General features: G+C 58.8%; 15 protein-coding genes. 10 read left to right on the forward strand and 5 right to left on the reverse strand.

Features of this window, described 5'->3' with window-relative positions; genetic code table 11:
• Nucleotides 1-33: 33 nt before the first annotated feature.
• Complete coding sequence (locus JCM15831_RS11745) at nt 34-819, reverse strand: sulfite exporter TauE/SafE family protein (RefSeq protein ID WP_025824410.1); 786 nt, start codon at nt 817-819, stop codon at nt 34-36.
• Between the two features lie 186 nt (nt 820-1,005).
• On the opposite strand from JCM15831_RS11745, the gene JCM15831_RS11750 reads away from it, so the two are divergent.
• The 3 genes from JCM15831_RS11750 to JCM15831_RS11760 all read left to right on the forward strand — a co-directional run bounded on the left by JCM15831_RS11750 (nt 1,006) and on the right by JCM15831_RS11760 (nt 3,883).
• Nucleotides 1,006-2,502, forward strand: coding sequence for a leucyl aminopeptidase (locus JCM15831_RS11750; protein ID WP_025824411.1), 1,497 nt, complete (start codon nt 1,006-1,008; stop codon nt 2,500-2,502).
• A complete protein-coding gene (locus JCM15831_RS11755; RefSeq protein WP_025824412.1) occupies nt 2,502-2,948 on the forward strand; it encodes a DNA polymerase III subunit chi in 447 nt (148 codons plus the stop codon). The genes JCM15831_RS11750 and JCM15831_RS11755 overlap by 1 nt, the downstream gene beginning before the upstream one ends.
• A gap of 155 nt (nt 2,949-3,103) precedes the next feature.
• Nucleotides 3,104-3,883, forward strand: coding sequence for an acetoin reductase (locus JCM15831_RS11760; RefSeq protein ID WP_035774416.1), 780 nt, complete (start codon nt 3,104-3,106; stop codon nt 3,881-3,883).
• Nucleotides 3,884-3,916: 33 nt separating this feature from the next.
• Here JCM15831_RS11760 and JCM15831_RS11765 read toward each other — a convergent pair whose 3' ends face one another.
• Together JCM15831_RS11765 and JCM15831_RS20380 are read right to left on the reverse strand one after the other, a co-directional pair.
• A complete protein-coding gene (locus JCM15831_RS11765; RefSeq protein ID WP_025824414.1) occupies nt 3,917-5,287 on the reverse strand; it encodes an L-serine ammonia-lyase in 1,371 nt (456 codons plus the stop codon).
• A 157-nt stretch (nt 5,288-5,444) separates the two neighbouring features.
• Entirely contained in the window at nt 5,445-6,401 is a 957-nt protein-coding gene (locus tag JCM15831_RS20380) for a cupin domain-containing protein (protein WP_025824415.1), read from the reverse strand.
• Nucleotides 6,402-7,656: 1,255 nt separating this feature from the next.
• Here JCM15831_RS20380 and JCM15831_RS11785 point away from each other — a divergent pair.
• The 7 genes from JCM15831_RS11785 (at nt 7,657) to JCM15831_RS20390 (ending at nt 15,058) form a co-directional block, all read left to right on the forward strand.
• Nucleotides 7,657-9,378, forward strand: a complete 1,722-nt coding sequence (locus JCM15831_RS11785) for a Hint domain-containing protein (protein ID WP_025824417.1) — start codon at nt 7,657-7,659, stop codon at nt 9,376-9,378.
• A 599-nt stretch (nt 9,379-9,977) separates the two neighbouring features.
• The gene (locus JCM15831_RS11795) at nt 9,978-11,096 is read left to right on the forward strand and encodes a hypothetical protein (RefSeq protein ID WP_025824419.1); all 1,119 of its coding nucleotides are present in this window, start codon (nt 9,978-9,980) and stop codon (nt 11,094-11,096) included.
• Nucleotides 11,093-12,001: a hypothetical protein gene (locus JCM15831_RS21970; protein ID WP_025824420.1), complete on the forward strand. Its 909-nt coding sequence runs from the start codon at nt 11,093-11,095 to the stop codon at nt 11,999-12,001. The genes JCM15831_RS11795 and JCM15831_RS21970 overlap by 4 nt, the downstream gene beginning before the upstream one ends.
• Nucleotides 11,998-12,552, forward strand: a complete 555-nt coding sequence (locus tag JCM15831_RS11805) for a hypothetical protein (protein WP_025824421.1) — start codon at nt 11,998-12,000, stop codon at nt 12,550-12,552. Before JCM15831_RS21970 ends, JCM15831_RS11805 begins: the two co-directional genes overlap by 4 nt.
• The gene (locus tag JCM15831_RS11810) at nt 12,545-13,675 is read left to right on the forward strand and encodes a hypothetical protein (protein ID WP_025824422.1); all 1,131 of its coding nucleotides are present in this window, start codon (nt 12,545-12,547) and stop codon (nt 13,673-13,675) included. The genes JCM15831_RS11805 and JCM15831_RS11810 overlap by 8 nt, the downstream gene beginning before the upstream one ends.
• On the forward strand, nt 13,672-14,520 hold the full coding sequence (locus JCM15831_RS22900) for a hypothetical protein (protein WP_232228165.1): 849 nt from the start codon (nt 13,672-13,674) through the stop codon (nt 14,518-14,520). The genes JCM15831_RS11810 and JCM15831_RS22900 overlap by 4 nt, the downstream gene beginning before the upstream one ends.
• On the forward strand, nt 14,474-15,058 hold the full coding sequence (locus JCM15831_RS20390) for an NADH-quinone oxidoreductase subunit D-related protein (protein ID WP_232228170.1): 585 nt from the start codon (nt 14,474-14,476) through the stop codon (nt 15,056-15,058). Before JCM15831_RS22900 ends, JCM15831_RS20390 begins: the two co-directional genes overlap by 47 nt.
• Before the next feature lie 10 nt (nt 15,059-15,068).
• Here the strand turns inward: JCM15831_RS20390 and JCM15831_RS21575 are convergent, their stop codons facing one another.
• A complete protein-coding gene (locus tag JCM15831_RS21575; protein ID WP_198024316.1) occupies nt 15,069-15,611 on the reverse strand; it encodes a lipopolysaccharide biosynthesis protein in 543 nt (180 codons plus the stop codon).
• Complete coding sequence (locus JCM15831_RS21580; RefSeq protein ID WP_156938855.1) at nt 15,608-16,447, reverse strand: lipopolysaccharide biosynthesis protein; 840 nt, start codon at nt 16,445-16,447, stop codon at nt 15,608-15,610. The genes JCM15831_RS21575 and JCM15831_RS21580 overlap by 4 nt, the downstream gene beginning before the upstream one ends.
• Nucleotides 16,448-16,604: the final 157 nt, after the last annotated feature.

The following is a 16,604-nucleotide window of genomic DNA, read 5'->3' on the forward strand; positions in this document are numbered from 1 at the left end:
CGTAAGGATCCCGTCTCCCTCATGAGCCTTTCTTCAGATCAGACGCCAGCCCACGATAAACAGCACCAGCGCGAGCACCGTGCGCTGCACACGCTCATTCACGAGACCGACGCAGAGGCTCCCCAGCACAATACCCGGTATGGATCCGCAGAGCAGTGAGACGAGCATCGGGACTTTCACCGCGCCAAGCCACCAATGCCCCATGCCTGCGATCAGAGTCAGGGGCACAGCATGAGCAATATCTGACCCCACGAGACGGGCCGTGCTGAGTGACGGGTAGAGCAGGATGAGCACAGTCATGCCGATGGCCCCAGCACCGACAGAAGACAGCGTGACCATCACGCCCAGCGCCGCACCGAGAACGACCGTCAGAATGGCTGCGCTGCGGGTAGACAATTCGCCTGCGTTACGATGCGACCAGGCCTGCAATTCCTTGCGGAAGAACACGCTGGGCGCCGTAATCAGCAAGGCAACGCCGAGAACCGTTGAAACCAGTTTTGTCGTGTCATGGGACGGGCTGCCATACCAATGGAGAAAGAGCAGCGATGCCAAAGTGGCGGGCAGGCTTCCGGCAAGCATCCGCAGAACCACGCGCCACTCGACCGCCCCACGCTGACCGTGAACCAGCGTACCGACCGATTTTGTAATGGCAGCGTAAAGCAGATCTGTGCCGACAGCGGCCTGGGGATGCACCTTGAACAGCAGGATCAGAAGCGGTGTCATCAAGGATCCGCCTCCGACTCCGGTCATACCAACCAGAAATCCGACACCCAGACCGGAGAGGATGAACAGCAGATTCAGATCGGCAAGCAGTGACATGACAGGGCCTTGATGCGCATTTGGGGAATAAGGGATGATTAGGCCATATTCCCCCTCATTAATCAACGATCGTAGTGGTTTGAATTTAATAAACGATTTGACGTCGTTGTTATCGTGACCGCGCCTTGCCTTCTCCGGGCACGACGCCAATAGTGTCGCACCTCTCAGTTTAAGACCGGAAAGACCATGCTCGACATCCAGATCCAGGCACCGTTTCCAATCCTTCAGGGCAAGGGCGCCCCGGAATCCGAGCAGACGCTCGTTCTGATTACAGGGCCGGATTTCGACAACGCAAATGGCCCCTTTTCGCATCTCGATGCTGCCACAGGGGGCGCGCTGGGACGCGCTGTTGCCATCTCCCGCTTCAAGGGGCAGCGCGACCAGAGCTGCGTCCTGCTCGCCCCTTGCGCCGCTGTGGCGCGTATCGTGCTGATCGGCTGCGGGCCGGACGAAGAGCTGGATATTCCGACCATGGAAGCCGCTGGGGGGCAGGCAGCCAAGGCCGTGCACGACACGACTCATGCTGACCTCGCCTTTGCGGGGCGCTGTGCCGAGTTCGCCGCCCATGCCGCTTTTGGTGCCACCATCGGGCGCTACAGATTCGACCTCTATCACACAGAGGAAGCCGAGAACGCGCCGCAACTTCAGCGCCTGCACCTTGGTGTCGATAACCCGGATGCGCTGCGCGAGGAATGGGAAAGCCTCCGGGCCGTGGCGCAGGGCGTCTTTCGCGCGCGTGATCTCGTCAGCGAGCCGCCGAATATCCTGAACCCGCCCGAATTTGCGCGCCGTATCGAGACCCTGCGTGACCTTGGGGTCGAGGTCGAAATCCTCAATGCTGCCACCCTGCGCGAGCTGGGCTTTGGGGCTCTCCTCGGTGTAGCGCAGGGCAGTGATCAGGAAGCGCGCGTCGCGATCATGCGCTATCGCGGTTCCGAAGAAGCGCCGATCGCCTTCATCGGTAAAGGCGTAACGTTCGATTCAGGCGGCATCTCTATCAAACCGGCAGCCGGCATGGATGAGATGAAGACGGATATGGGCGGCGCTGCGGCTGTCGTAGGAGCGCTTGAAGCCGTGGCCCGGCGCAAGGCGAAGACCCATGTCATCGGTGTGGTCGGTCTCGTGGAGAACATGCTATCGGGTAACGCCCAACGTCCGGGCGACGTGGTGCGCAGCTATGCTGGCAAGACCATTGAAGTGCTCAATACCGATGCTGAAGGACGCCTCGTCCTCGCCGATGTCCTAGCCTATGCCAAAGAGCGGTTTCAGCCGCGCCTCATGGTCGATCTGGCGACACTCACCGGCGCCATCGTCGTCAGCCTCGGTCATGTTCGGGCTGGCCTGTTCAGCACCGACGATACGCTGGCCAACGCTCTTTTCGATGCGGGTGAAGAGACAGGCGAGGCCCTCTGGCGCATGCCAATGGGCAAAGCCTATGACCGCCAGCTCCGCTCCGATATCGCCGATATGAAGAACATTACCGGTCGCCCCGGCAGTTCGATCACGGCGGCCCAGTTTCTTGCCCGCTTTGTCGGCGATACACCCTGGGCGCATCTGGACATCGCAGGCGTGGCCTGGCGCTCCGATGCCGCACCGCAATGTCCCAAGGGAGCGACCGGGTTTGGTGTGCGCCTGCTCGACGCGCTGGTGCGCCGTCATGAGCAAAGTGACCGCGCTGCCTGATGAGCGAAATCGGCTTCTACCATCTGACACGCTCGACACTCGAAGACGCGCTGCCCGCATTATTGAGCCGCACGCTCGATGCCGGGCAGCGCGCCGTCATACGCTGTCGGGATGCAAGTCAGGTCAAACAGCTCGATGAAGCGCTCTGGAAAGCGAAGTCCCCTCTCTGGGTTCCGCATGGTAGCCAGAGCATGGGGCATGGGCCACGCCAGCCGATCTGGCTGACCAAAGGCGATGACGTACCCAACGAAGCGCGTTTTCTCTTCCTGCTCGACGGGGGGCAGGAAGAGGGTCTTGAGCAGTTCGACCGTATCTTTACCCTGTTCGACGGCAACGATGCAGAGGCGGTCTCACGTGCCCGCACGCTCTGGACCAGAGTAAAACAGGAAGGCCATACGCTGGCCTATTGGCAGCAGCAGGAACGTGGCTGGAAGAAAGCGGGATAACCGCCACGCCAGATCCTCTCTGACACACTAAATCTTGCTCATCACAAGACGATCATCAAGAAATCTCCTCTGATATTACTGCGTTTACTGATCATCTATCAGGCTAATGACGTTTAATACGAAAAACGCCATAGCCTCTTCAGGAAAGAAAGATCATGTCAGTGAACGGAAAAGTCGTTCTCGTCACCGGTGCAGCACAAGGGATTGGTCGCGGTATCGCGCTGCGTCTGGCGAAGGACGGCGCCGACATCGCCTTGGTCGATCTCAAGACCGACAAGATCGAGGCCGTGAAGTCGGAAATCGAGGCTCTCGGACGCAAAGCCTGTATTTTCGCGGCCGATGTCAGTCAGCGCGATGCGGTTTATGCCGCGATCGATCATGCGGAGGCCGAGCTGGGTGGCTTCGATGTCATGATCAACAACGCGGGCATCGCGCAGGTCAATGCGATAGCCGATGTTCTGGCGGAGGAAGTTGACCGCATCCTGCGTATCAACATCCAGGGTGTGCTGTGGGGTATTCAGGCAGCGGCGGCCAAGTTCAGAGCGCGCAAACAAAAAGGCAAGATCATCAATGCCTCGTCCATCGCCGGTCATGACGGGATGGCGATGATCGGTGTCTATTCTGCGACTAAATTTGCCGTACGTGCACTGACACAGTCGGCGTCAAAGGAATATGCGAACGCGGGCATCACCGTGAATGCCTACTGCCCCGGCATCGTCGGCACAGATATGTGGGTCGAAATCGATGAGCGCTTTGCCGAACTGACCGGTACAAAAAAGGGCGAGACCTACAAGAAATTTGTCGATGGCATTTCTCTTGGTCGCGCCCAGACACCCGAGGATGTTGCGGCTCTCGTCGCCTTCCTGGCGGGTTCGGATTCCGATTACATCACCGGTCAGTCCATCCTGACAGATGGCGGGGTCGTCTATCGCTGAACCGTCCAAGGGCGACCTTGACCGAATTTTCTCTCAACACTCAGGCAGATTGACGGCCAGTCCGCCTAGCGAGGTCTCCTTGTAGCGATGGTTCATATCGCGTCCTGTCTCGGCCATGGTACGGATAACCTGATCGAGCGAAACGATATGAGCCCCATCGCCATTCAGGGCCAGAGATGCCGCATTGATGGCCTTGATCGCGCCAAAGGCATTACGCTCGATACAGGGTACCTGCACCAAACCGGCCACCGGATCGCAGGTCATTCCCAGATGATGTTCCATACCGATCTCGGCGGCATCCTCAATCTGTTCGGGCGTACCTCCGAGCGCTGCCGCCAGGCCGGCAGCAGCCATGGAGGAGGCAACCCCCACCTCGCCCTGACAGCCGACTTCTGCCCCTGATATCGAAGCGTTGAGCTTGAAGAGCCCCCCAATCGCAGAAGCGGTCAGCATGAAATCATGCATCCCCTGTTTGATCGAAGAGGCCGCAAGGGGAGAACAGTAATCGCGGTAGTAACGCAGCACGGCAGGGATTATGCCTGCAGCGCCGTTAGTCGGCGCCGTTACCACACGGCCCCCAGAGGCATTTTCCTCGTTCACCGCAATCGCAAACAGGCTGATCCAATCCATGATTCCATGGGCCGAATGCGTATTGGCACGTTCGCGCGCCACGAGTTTTCCAAGAAGTGCATGCGCTCTGCGGCGCACCTTGAGGCGTCCCGGCAAAATTCCGGTCTGCTCGATACCCCGCGCAATGCACGCCATCATGACAGCGATGATCTCTTCGAGATACGCCTCGACCTCGCTTCTAGGACGCAAAGCGCATTCATTTTCCATCACCAGCTGCGCAATGCTCAGCTGATGCGTCTTGGCCTGACGGAGCAGCGCGTCCCCGCTACTGAAAGGATACGGCACTTCGGGTTGCGCGTATCCTGCCGTTTCAGTGACCTCTTCAGGTACGATAAAACCGCCACCGACAGAGCAGAAACGAGCCCGTTCGATGCAGCCGCCTTCGCCATCAAAGGCCTCGAACTGGAGCGTGTTTGGGTGAACGGGTGGGGCCGTCTCCTTGTCCAGAAACAGATCGAGTGCCGGATCGAAGGGGATGAACACCCCACGAAAGGGAATCTGACGGGTTGCCCCTACCCGGGAGACAAGCTCATCCGCGGCATCAGGATCGACCGTCTGGGGCAGTTCACCGCACAGCCCAAGAATGACAGCCTTGTCCGTTGCATGCCCTTGGGCGGTCCAGGCCAGAGAGCCATAGAGCGTGACTTTGATACGAGCCACCAGACCCGGATCGGGCAGTGACACCATGAAGCGCTGGGCCGCACGCATAGGCCCGACCGTGTGAGAAGAAGAAGGACCGATGCCGACTTTGAACAGATCGAAAAGGCTTATCATGCAGAACTCGTCATGCGGATGGGCCTCTCAAAAGAGCCACATCAGCGTCGGCAAAGGATGGGAACGAAGGCGGTCAGAGATCTGGAACGTTTACGATCCAAACGCAACAACTCAACGACAAATCCCTGACGAGACGCGGAAAGGTCTCCCCTTGTTCTCAGAGAGACGACAAGGTCGAAATCATGGCCACGTCTACGCATAGATGAGCGGCCACCACTTCGGGCGAGGACGCTGCAAGCCATTGCGGCAAGGACAGGTCATGATAGTGATCCGACCGAAAGACTTCGAGCACTCTCAGCGGTGTGTCACCGTGGTTGCGAATAAAGTAGCCTTCGGCACGAGGCACATGACCAACGCCACCCGAGCGAAGACGCCCTTCCCGCCGGGCTTTCCCAGCAGGAACCCGCGTCACATCGCCTGCTCCATCAAGGCATAATTGCCATACAGACGTATTAAGGTGCCAGTGAAGGTCGGTGCAGCGCCCGGGATCGATTTCGATCAACGCGGCTGAGAGCGCCTCGGGGTCGCTGAAGGCATCCGCCTCAACCACCCTGATCCTTCCCCAATCTGTCGACTCAGCTTTCTGGTCCAGCAAGGGATGGCGGAATGATCCGGTGCTTGACCGGAGATCGCTCCCTTCCAGATCGTTGCCAGCTTGAGTCGTCGGCGCAGCACGCCCGCCAACAAACATGACGACACTCGCCGTTTCTCTCGCCTCGCACTCAAGCCAGGCAGTCGACGAAACGGGTACGCTCCAGACATCTCCTGTCTTCAGCTGATCGCTGCGCCCTTCTCCATCTCTTCCCGAGCGGGTCTCGAGTTTGGCCCGGCCCGCGACAACCATCCCCCACCCGCCAGCCGCGCATCTAGAGACGCGACCTTTCACACCGAGACCGAGTTCATGGTGCCTGACCTCGATTTCCTCTGAACCGGCAGCCTCGGCCCGCCCAGACCATGGCCAGCAAGCCCCATTGAACGCGTTAGAGGTCTTGCGCGCACGTACCCGGGCCGACCATCCCCCTTTGCTGTCACGTCGCCTCACATAAGAGGTTGGCTCCACAACACAACCTGCCCCGAAAAGGCGCTGAAGAACGCCATGATCAAAAGACACCATTTTCGGTCTCCTTTTCAAAAACAGGGGCTATCCTGAAGGTTCGCGATATCCAGCCTAACGCCAGGAAGCTCTTCAAAAGGCCAATCTCACGAACTCGTGAATAATCTTCTTCCAGAAGATCAAATGCAGATTAAATCTGACGCCTCGAGCTTCGAAATAAAAAGGAAGCTTTCGTGAAGAAGAGACGAATTTGCGATGACCGCGTCGTCGCTGCACGGAGCACGAGCCGCCGCATGATCGATCATCGGCACATTTACATCGACCCATCTGTCATAGATAAGCGAAAGGCTCGACACACCCTTAAACTATAAACAACGTCGATTTACCCGAAAGCCGATTTAGATATTTCGATCAGAGCCCCGCTTGCAGGAACACCGGTTTCAAAACCCACACTCGTTCCTAATCGGGAAATAAAACTGAGCTTATTCTGCTATGGTTTCAGTTTCTCAGCGGCGCGTCTCCCGGACATAAAGGCTTGATTGGACCAGAGATAATCCCATTCGCCAAAACGCCCTGCCAGCATTATCCCCTCGCTCTCGACCCACCGACGGACGAGATCGCGGCGACACTCCATATCCCGGTCAAAGACGACATTCCCAAAAGGAAAGTATTTATAGTGAGAAAAGACCACATCGTGGCGCGTTGCGATCTTCATCCTCATGAGAGCTTCAGCATCTAGAGTTCAGTATTTTGTTGTATAACGTAGCAGCCAACGCTCGACGATTTTCTCTCCATACTGATGAACAAGCTAGTCCCGATAATTGCCGACCCGATCAATCGCAGGAAGATTGGCTAGATGATCCGAGAAATCGCTGATAATCTCCAAAACTGCGGCATGTTGTTATTCGGCTTCAGTGCATTTTTACCAGTTTAACGTTCTCTCGACACGAATATCGTTAAACTATATACTTTTCTGAGCGATTTATAACGACCTTACGCATCGCGTCGATTTTCTTTGCTCAAGCACCGTTTTAATCCAGATAAGAATGTCTGGTTCATCTCCGAGAGACGTCAGTCCTATCCGGACACTGCCAGTTTGGAAACAGGCGAGCAGTTCCTGCATTCGCAGGAACTGCTCGTGAAACCATCACCGATTAAGCCACAGAAGCTTGCCCTCGAAGGACGTGTGATACGGAAAACTGTCTTATGTTTGTAATTTGACAACGTTAATAATTCGTATCTATTTGTCCCGTCTGATGCGGAATCAGAACGATCGTCCGTGCGTGCCGGTCATGATGCTTTAAAGGGATCTCTGATGACGACTTTCCTCTGGACGGGTGCAAGTAACACCAACTGGAACAACAGCAGTAATTGGAATGTGGTGGATGGCACCACCGTCACGTCACGCACAGGTATTCCAGGTTCTGCCGATACGGTTCTCATCATGAGCGGCAATACCTTGCGGCAAGCAGGGTACACCTTCAATGGCGACACAAACGCTATAAATAATGCCGTTAAAAATATGACACCGACCCTTAACGGCATTACGTCTATAACGGTCGCCAATGTCACGCTTGGTGGCAATGGTGGGCCAGCGACACTTATAACAGGAAGCACGCCTTTCACGGTCACGGATACACTGCAGGACCCTCTGACCGCAGGATTATCGAACTCCCAAGGGGGATCATATAGCCTCCAGGGCACAAATATCTACATCGGTCACCTGAACTGGGGGACTGGTGGCAGTGTGTCTTACGGCACGAACGGCTCACCTGCTGCCGTTACAGTCGATTGGATGAGAGGCGCAGGTCAGAACGCGAACGGCAACTATTCAACGATTACGGTTACCAAGGGCTATGACGTCGACAGTAGCGGCGCACCTCTTTTTCGAAACGGTCAGAACGGCAATAACAACTGGAACTTTGCTTACGCTCAAAGTGCTACACCAAGCTCCTCCGGCAACTGCTTCTTGCCTGGAAGTCTGATCCTCACCCCACGTGGCAATGTTCCTGTTGAAGACATTCGCCGCACGGACAGCGTCATCGTCCGGATTGGTGACCGATCGGTCGCACGCGAGGTTGTCTGGACAGGCAAGGCACGCGTTATTGTCGACACGTCCCGTCCGGTAGACAGAGCGGGTTATCCGGTCCGGATCATCCGTGACGCCTTCGCTGACGGCCGTCCTGCGCAAGACCTTCTGGTCACCTCGGAGCACTGCATGCTTCTGGACGGCAGGTTCGTCCCCGCCCGAATGCTCGTTAATGGTGCCTCGATCTTCTACGACACCTCCATCACGTCCTACGACCATTATCATATCGAGACGGAAGAACACTCGATCATAACGGCCAATGATGTGCTTACCGAGAGCTACCTCGACACGGGCAATCGTCGCTCCTTCCGCCAGGGCGGAACAGTTGTCCAGTTCGGCAGCCGGGCGTTGACCTGGGAGAACGACGCGGCAGCACCACTCGATGTCAGCCGCACCTTCGTCGAGCCGCATTTTCGAAAACTCGAACACAGAGCCGCGACCACGCTCGGACTGAGCAGCCAAAAGCTGCCCTGCGGGACAACGACAGAGCCTGATCTGCACCTTTTGACAGACGCTGGCCACATCATCCGCCCGACCCGCATCAAGGGAAACAAGGCAATGTTCATGCTGCCACACTCGGTCGACAGCATTCGCATTCTCTCTCGCACGAGCCGGCCCTGTGAGGCGATCGGAGCGTTCATCGATGATCGCCGCGACCTCGGCGTTCTGATCGGGCAGATATCCCTTTTTGACTCGGTTAAATCCGAAACGATCGATCACCATCTGACCTCCAGAACGCTGATCGGCTGGGAAGCAGCCCATAATGCTCACGCACGCTGGACGACCGGGAATGCCGAACTCCCGCTGGGTAAAAGGACACCCAACAGCATCGGCATGCTCGCACTCGAGATCCTCTCGGCAGGCCCGTATGTCGTAGCCCAGACAGACCAGTCTGCGATGGAAATTACCCAGAGCGTCCTGATCGAAACTCAAGGCTTATTTGCTTGAAAGACCTCTGACGTCACAAGGGCGACGACAGGTACTGCTTTGCCCTTGTGAATTACTTTGGCCGCTACCCAATCGAGAGCGTATGGTAGCGGCCACCCCCGATCCCACTTTGCATCATGGACGCTCTGTGTAGCTCGGCCGTGATTTTCCACCTTCTCTCACCAAAAACAGACGCCATCTGACACCCCATGCCGGAAGGAATTGGGTCGCCTGAGAAACTGAGGTAAGAAATCTCTGACCCGCTCTCGCCATGTCAGGATCCCTCCCTGCTTTCTGCACTCTGCCTTATCCTTCTGCTGACCTGCTTCGCACTCCGCCTTGCGACGGGTTTTCTACAGGTTCCCGCACTGCCGTTAGCCCGAATAGCACTTCTCGGTGCACAGGGAGCTGCTGGATGCTGGGGGGCGCTGAGCACTCATGTCGCAATTCTCGGTCCGTTTACGCTCGATCCTCTTAACGCCTGCTGGATCGTCCTCTGGACGCTGACCCTGATCGCCTCCCAAACCGCCCGCTTTCCTCTCGCGGAAACCCTGGGGGGGCTGGGCCTGCTCTGCCATAACGACGTTCTAGCTCTGTTTTGCTTCCTGACCTGCATAACCGTGCTCAACGCTCAAGACCGCGGGTATGAGACGAAATCCTCACTTCCGGCCTGGCGGCTCGGCCTTCTGGCACCTGCCGGCTGCGCTCTGGCCATTCTGCCCGCCATCCCCGATCTGATTTTTCTGGCTCCGGCTGCGGGACTGGCAACGCTGCCCGCCTTCGCGGAAATGCCACTTTTTTCCTACGCACTTTTCGTGCCGCCCCTTCTCGATAACCAGGGCTTCGTCTGGCCGGTCATCCTGATCCTTCTCGGGAGCGGGCTCTGTCTTTTCTCTCGCACCGACAAGGGCCTTACCCATTGGCCACTCCTGCTTTTAGGCCTCACCCTGAGCGCACGGGCGGGAGGCCTTGCTGATAGCGCGCTTGCAGGGAGCGAAGCGCTGATTCTGGCGCTTGCCCTTGCAGGACGAGACAGCAGAGCCATCCTCTTTCGGACCCCGCTCCCTCCACTCGCCGGTTTTTTGCCTTTCTGGCTCGGATTACATGTTGTCAACGGACTGAGCGGACTCTCTCCGGTCTGGACAGCCGCAAGCATGATCCTGAGCCTCCTGATCGGTGTTTTGATGGTCCGTGCATGGCTTTGCGCATGGTCTCATGTGAGCCAGGCACTGACGCTCACAGATCGAGGGCTCATTCCTGCGCTCACCCTTGGCCTTTGTCTGTCGATCTGCCCTGGGCTGTTGCTCGGCCTGCTGCATGTGACAGCGCTCGACCTTGCCGGGGCTGGCCCCGAAATCTGGCGGGCCTGGCCGATCTGGTCCGTGGCCGGGGGGGATGGCGCCTTCTGGTATCCGGCGCTTGTCTTTCTCGTGCCCGCATTGATCGCTCCCGCCATCATGAGCCAACGCGCAACAGCTCTGAAGCCCCTCCCTTCATGGCCGTCGCCGTCGTCTGAGCTCAAACCGCGTCTCCCGTGGGGAGTAAAGCGCCTGCTTGCAAAAGGTCGATGCACAGGTCTTTCGCTACGCCAGAGACTCATTCGTTTCATGAAGGAGCCGACGGATGGCCTGTCGGGCTCGCTGCCCAGCAAGACCCCTATCGCTCTGGCGCGACAGACGCTCTCGCTCTGGCTCGTTCTGCTGGCCGCAGCTCTTGCCTGGCTCGGCTGGTCGACATGATCGTCTCCGTTCTCCTCGCCGCGCTTGTAACCCTGGGCCAGTGTCTCTTTCTGATGCTGATGGCTCCCCTTCTGACTGATATCGAGCACGGGATCGAAGGTCTGATCGGTGGTCGAACAGGCGTGTTTCCCGGGTGGCGCTGGCGTCAGATCGCCTCAGGCTGGAAGCGACAGGGCGCCATACCTGCCGCGTCCTGGCTCTGTGTCTGTCCAGTGCTCCTTGCTGCGACAGGCATTCCTCTGGCCAGCACTGGCACCATGTTCGGCTTTTTGTCAGAACCTCTTGCCTGCGGCATTTTGCTCATCGTCTCCTGCGTTCCCGTCTGGATACAGGCCCGGCAGGCTGCACCGACCCGCATGATCGCACGTCGCCTGCACACTGCGCTGTCAGAGCTGAGCCACGATCTTCTGTTCATCCTGCCGCTCCTTGCTCTCACCGGAACACTCATCACGGTCGGTCTCCCCGGAGCGGGCACCCTGATCGGATTATTGCAGCAGCGCTTGGTGCAGCCCGCCCCCGCCCTGCTGGGTGGGCTGGTCTTTCTGGCCTTGGCTCTTCTGCTTGTCCTGAACCGGCATTTTCTTTCATCCTCGCTTCATGACGACCTCATTGCCGCAACGGAAGGGCGTCATCGCGCCCTGCTCCGCTACCGCCACGACCTGTCTGCCAGCTGCTGGTATCTGCTGATTGCCGATCTGGTCTGGCCCGACCTGATCGCCGTCGGTCCGACAGGTCTGGGTCACCTTGCCCTGCTCTGGTGCGTGGTTGCTCCCGCCAAACTTGCGCTTGTGGTCGTCCTGGGCGTCGGTTGGCGCATAGCGCGTCCCCTTCCCTCCGCACGTCTCGCTTTCGTCCTGACCGGCGCAGCCATATTGCTTGTTCTTGCCGGAAGGCTGACACCTTGACCGTTTTGCTCGGCCTCACCCTGCTGATCGCCCTGGCCGCCATCGGTCGCGACGGGCGTATCCTGCCTTTCCACGGCACCTGTGCAGCGGCTTGCGTCTCCGGTATCGGCCATGGCGCCCCAGCTTTGGCTGCCCTCGTTCTTCTGCCCGTTCTCAATGGCGCGGGATGGACGGTTTTACGTGCGCATGTCGCGTGGCGCTCAGGCGATCTGCGCGAAAGACGAAGCACTCAACAGGCTTCAGGCGTTGCCGTATGTGCCGCCATCGCTCTTGTGCTTTTAACGGCTCTGGCCGCGACACCGGGCCTGCCAGTGCTGATCTGTATCGGTATCGTCCTGTCCGGGCTTTGTGCCGCAGCACTCCCTGTCCCGCTCCTGCAACTTGTCGGTCTTCTCTGCACTCTCAACGGCCTCCTTCTGCTCGGAGGGCACATTCAGAGCTGGCCTCTCGTTCTGGGCACGGCGCTGGTATGGGCCGGCCTTCTCGCTCTAGGCGCATGGCTCATGCCTCGCCTGGCGTGGCTCAAGACAGAAGGGCCGGGCAATGACTGAGTCACTGCATCAACTTGCGCGCTTTCTTATTCCGATCTGGCCTTTTCTTGCTGCCTGTCTGCTGGCCCTGCTTCCGGAAAAGCGTGCCGCTGCCTCGGCGCGCATCTTCGCCCTTTCGGGCATTCTGCTGACACTCCTGCTGATCCCTTTCCTATCAGGGCAAGATCTTCTCGCCCGCTGGAGCTGTCTTCTCGCTGGATGCGTTCCTTTTCTCGCCTGGCGAGAGCGCGAAAAACGCCTCACACTGAGCCTGAATTTCCTGGCAACCTCGACGATCATGCTCGCGCTCTGTGTGCATGCGGTGCTGACGGTCGCCTGTCTCACCGCATGCTGTGCATTGCTGCTTGCGCTTCATGAAACATTGGCCACGACGAGAGCCAGACAGGCATGGGAATCGATGCGCCTGCGTCTTGCAGGCATCGTGCTGACCCTGCTCGGCGCGAGCCTGACCGGGCTCGCCTCCGATTTGCATACCCGTCGCCTCGGCGATCTTTTTCTTGCTATCGGGCTTTGTCTTCTCGCGGGCATTGGCAAAGCAGCGACTACGCAGGAGGCCACCCCGGATCAGGACCGGGGGACTGCCCTCCTCGAAGCACTCCTGTGCCTGAGCGCCGTCGCTCTCATGCTGCGTCTGCCAGAGCGCGACATTACCCATATCACGCTCGTGGTGGCCGGTCTGGCCGGACTCTGGCTGTGCGTCCTGACGCGTCAGGACGGCCCACGGCCCCTCGTGGCACTGGCGATTGTCGCGGCGGCCCTTCCCCATGGGCTTTTTTCCGCACTCCTCTATCTCAGCTTCAGTGTGGCTGTGGCAGCAAGCCCTTCTTTGCAGGGCCCCTCCCGACGCTGGGTGTTATGCGGTCTGCCCCCCTGGCCCAGCTTTGCCGCCAGTTGTGGGGTGGTTGCGGGGCTGTTCTCCATCGGCCTTCTGCCGGTGACCCTGTGTCTTGTCGCTCTTGGCGCTATGGCCAGCCGTGCCGATCTTCGCTGGATCGTACCCGGATTGTGGCGCGACAGGATCGTGCTCCTTGCGCTCCTTGCGCTTGGACTTGCCTCTCCTTTTTTCATGCAGAGCGCCTTTCAGGGTACAGCGGGATGGTCCTTGAACTGGAGAGCCCCATGAGCATGGCAAAACATATTCGTGAGGGGGAGCGCCTCGCGCCCTATCACTATGCTCTGGACGAAACATCGTGGCGCGCCATGACGACCGCAGCACCAGGATGGTTCATCGCACATTGGTGCGACGACAATCGGGCCTATGCCCTGTTTCTCGATCAGGAAAAGCCGCTTCTGGTCAGCACGCTTCTGGTCGAGGGGCGCTATTTCGCGCTCTCGGCAACACTGCCCTCTGCTTCCTGGCCGGAACGTATCGCCCAGGACCTCTGGGGAACGCTTCCGCTGGGAGCCGCAGAAACGGAAGCCGCGCTGGACAGAGGTGGCTGGGCCAGCATTTCGCCCTTTTCAAGCCGCTCTGTTCCTTCCGATCACACGCCGCCTTCCGCCTTCTTCATGGACGGACTGCAAACGGACATGCCTCCTCTGGCCTGGGCCGCCCGCCACATCGCACCGGGAGGCGCCCACATCGGGCTGCTCCAGCACCTTCACGGCAAAGCCCCTGAAGAGGCTTTACGTGTCGTCGGGCGGGGTGTCTCGTCTGGATTTGTCGCCACTCCTCTGGCCTATTCCCGGGCGATCGAGCAGGCTCTGGGGCTGATCCCTTCAGACAGCGTAAGAGACGCACGGACCTCCTGGCAGAAATTGAGCGGATCACGGTTCATTGCCGTGACATTGCCTGATGGCGCGCCTGACGGGGTTTGCGCTTCTGGCCACCCATGCCGCTCTCGCCGAAGATCTCTGCGCCGAGCTCTGCGTTCGTCACGGGGCCTCAAGACGCCTGACAGATACAATCACACCAGACGGGATCGCTTCAGACGTCGATGTCTGCGCCCTTGCGCATGCAATTCATGACGCCTTGATGCCCCGCCTCCCGCTTCTGGAGGGGCTGCACACCCAGATGGCGGAGATCCTCGAAGGGCTCGGGGTCGTCACGCCCTCGAAAGCCGAACGCTTTTGCCTCGGCGGTCTAGTCGGAAGGGCCTCGGGTCGCTCGTTCGATCTGCGGCAACTTGAAGATGATATGCGTCATGTCCCGGGACGGGCGGGATCTCGACTTTCCGGAGATGGCTGGGCACGGCAGTGCCTCCGTCTCGACGAAATCCGCGATTCCCTGCGCCGGATCGAGCGCGTAGCATCGGAATTCGGCGCGCCTCTGCCACGCGCGGCGCCCGTACCGACAGGGTCGGGTGAAGGGATCGGTGCTGCCGAAGGTCCCCATGGAGACATCTGGTGCTGGGTACGCCTGAAAGAGTCACGTCTCGACGGGATCATGCTACGAGATCCATCCCTCGCGACGCTCCCGATCCTGCCCACCCTGCTCAAGGATCGTTCAGAGGATCGGCTGATCCTGGCCTCGCTGGGCTACGATCCCGGTGGCGCCGAGCAATAGGCTCGATCTATCAGACTTTGACGGACGTCTCGCCCTCGTCTGCAGCCGACGGCAAGACCTCCTGCCTTTGATCAGCACCAGGTCTGTGAGGCGGGCGCAGCGAGCACACAATGGCACGCCAGAGCCGCGTCACGAACATGATGAAGCTGCTGAATACGGTTGCGTAGCAGGCTCCCTTGAGAGACCAGCTCGATGTCAGCCCATACAGAACCGGAAAATAAGCCAGCGTAATCCAGGTGCGGTTCGCCACGAGAAAGCCGATCTGCCCCATGACGGTCAGAAGCGGTTCGAGCGGTACGACAAGGAGGGTCAGCACGGCCGAAACCAGCATGATCGAGATGTAATAGGTCGTCCCATGCAAATGGATATGCAGCATGAGCGCGAAAATATGCCCCCCGAAGAACGCGGCGACGACGAGAAGCAGAACCGATATGCCGCAGAGCAGGGCAAAAATCTTCCAGGTCAGGCGTTTCAAGCCGGTCCAGTCCTGACGGTCACGCATTTTCACCAGCTCGGGATACAGAACCGGTGAAAGCATCTGGGCCGGGGTCACGATCCCGTCGGCAATCTGACGGCAAATGCGAAAGACAGCGGCTTCTGCCGAGCCCAGGAGGGATCCCACAACCAGCGTGCTGATATGACCGGACACAGCCCCCAGAGTCTGGTTGATGCTGGTCGAGCGCGTGAAGGCCCACATGCCGGGCAACTGCCAGCGCCACTGGTCAGCACCTCGCGCCAGCGCAGTTGGAGCCCCATTTTCCGACGCAGGGTGGTCAACGCAAAAAACTGGAAAAGGCCATAATCGAGCAGCACGGCCCCGGCCCAGACCACAACGAAAAAACCGAGATGGAGATGAAAGACCAGGCCCAACGCCGTTCCGGCCGTGCGAAAGATCGCGGTGCAGGTATCGTTAATCGGGACAAGGTGAAAGCGGTCCGTCAGACGCAGGATACCATTGCTCCATCCGGTGTACATGAATGGGCAGATCAGCGCATAGCCGTAAGCGAGCGAGGTCACCCACGACGACCAGTGTGCAAGATGGCTGTATATCGCAACGCTGATGAAGCCAATCGCGACGGCAACAAGCGCCGAGAGCAGATCGAGCCGGATGCAAAAGCCGATAATCTGATGCAGGAGCTCCAGATCGCGCCGGGCAAATGGATCGTTCCCAAAGCGGATGAGCGTTTGCCATGACTGCATGCGCGAAAATGTCGACGCCATGATGCCAAGAGAATGGATCAGGATGAGCAGACCGAACTGCCCCAGCCCCAGCGCCCTGACCGCGAAGGCGATATAGGCAAAACTGCAAAGCGCCGTTGCGATGCGCCCCAATGTCAGGAAGCTGACATTATGAACGATCCGTCTGGCGGCTGAGGGGTGTTTGGACATGAGGGGGGTTGTGAACGTCCGGCCCTGAAATGGAAAGAGAAAGGGTGAAAAAACTTCCTGCCTTTCCAGCGATGCTCACCTTGCAGCGACATCGTTCCGCGTTATGTCTCAGTGAGCTTCCTGCTTTCGGTTGAAAGAGGATGGCTGCACATTCCCC

Source organism: Asaia astilbis JCM 15831, assembly GCF_000613845.1.
Classification (GTDB): domain Bacteria; phylum Pseudomonadota; class Alphaproteobacteria; order Acetobacterales; family Acetobacteraceae; genus Asaia; species Asaia astilbis.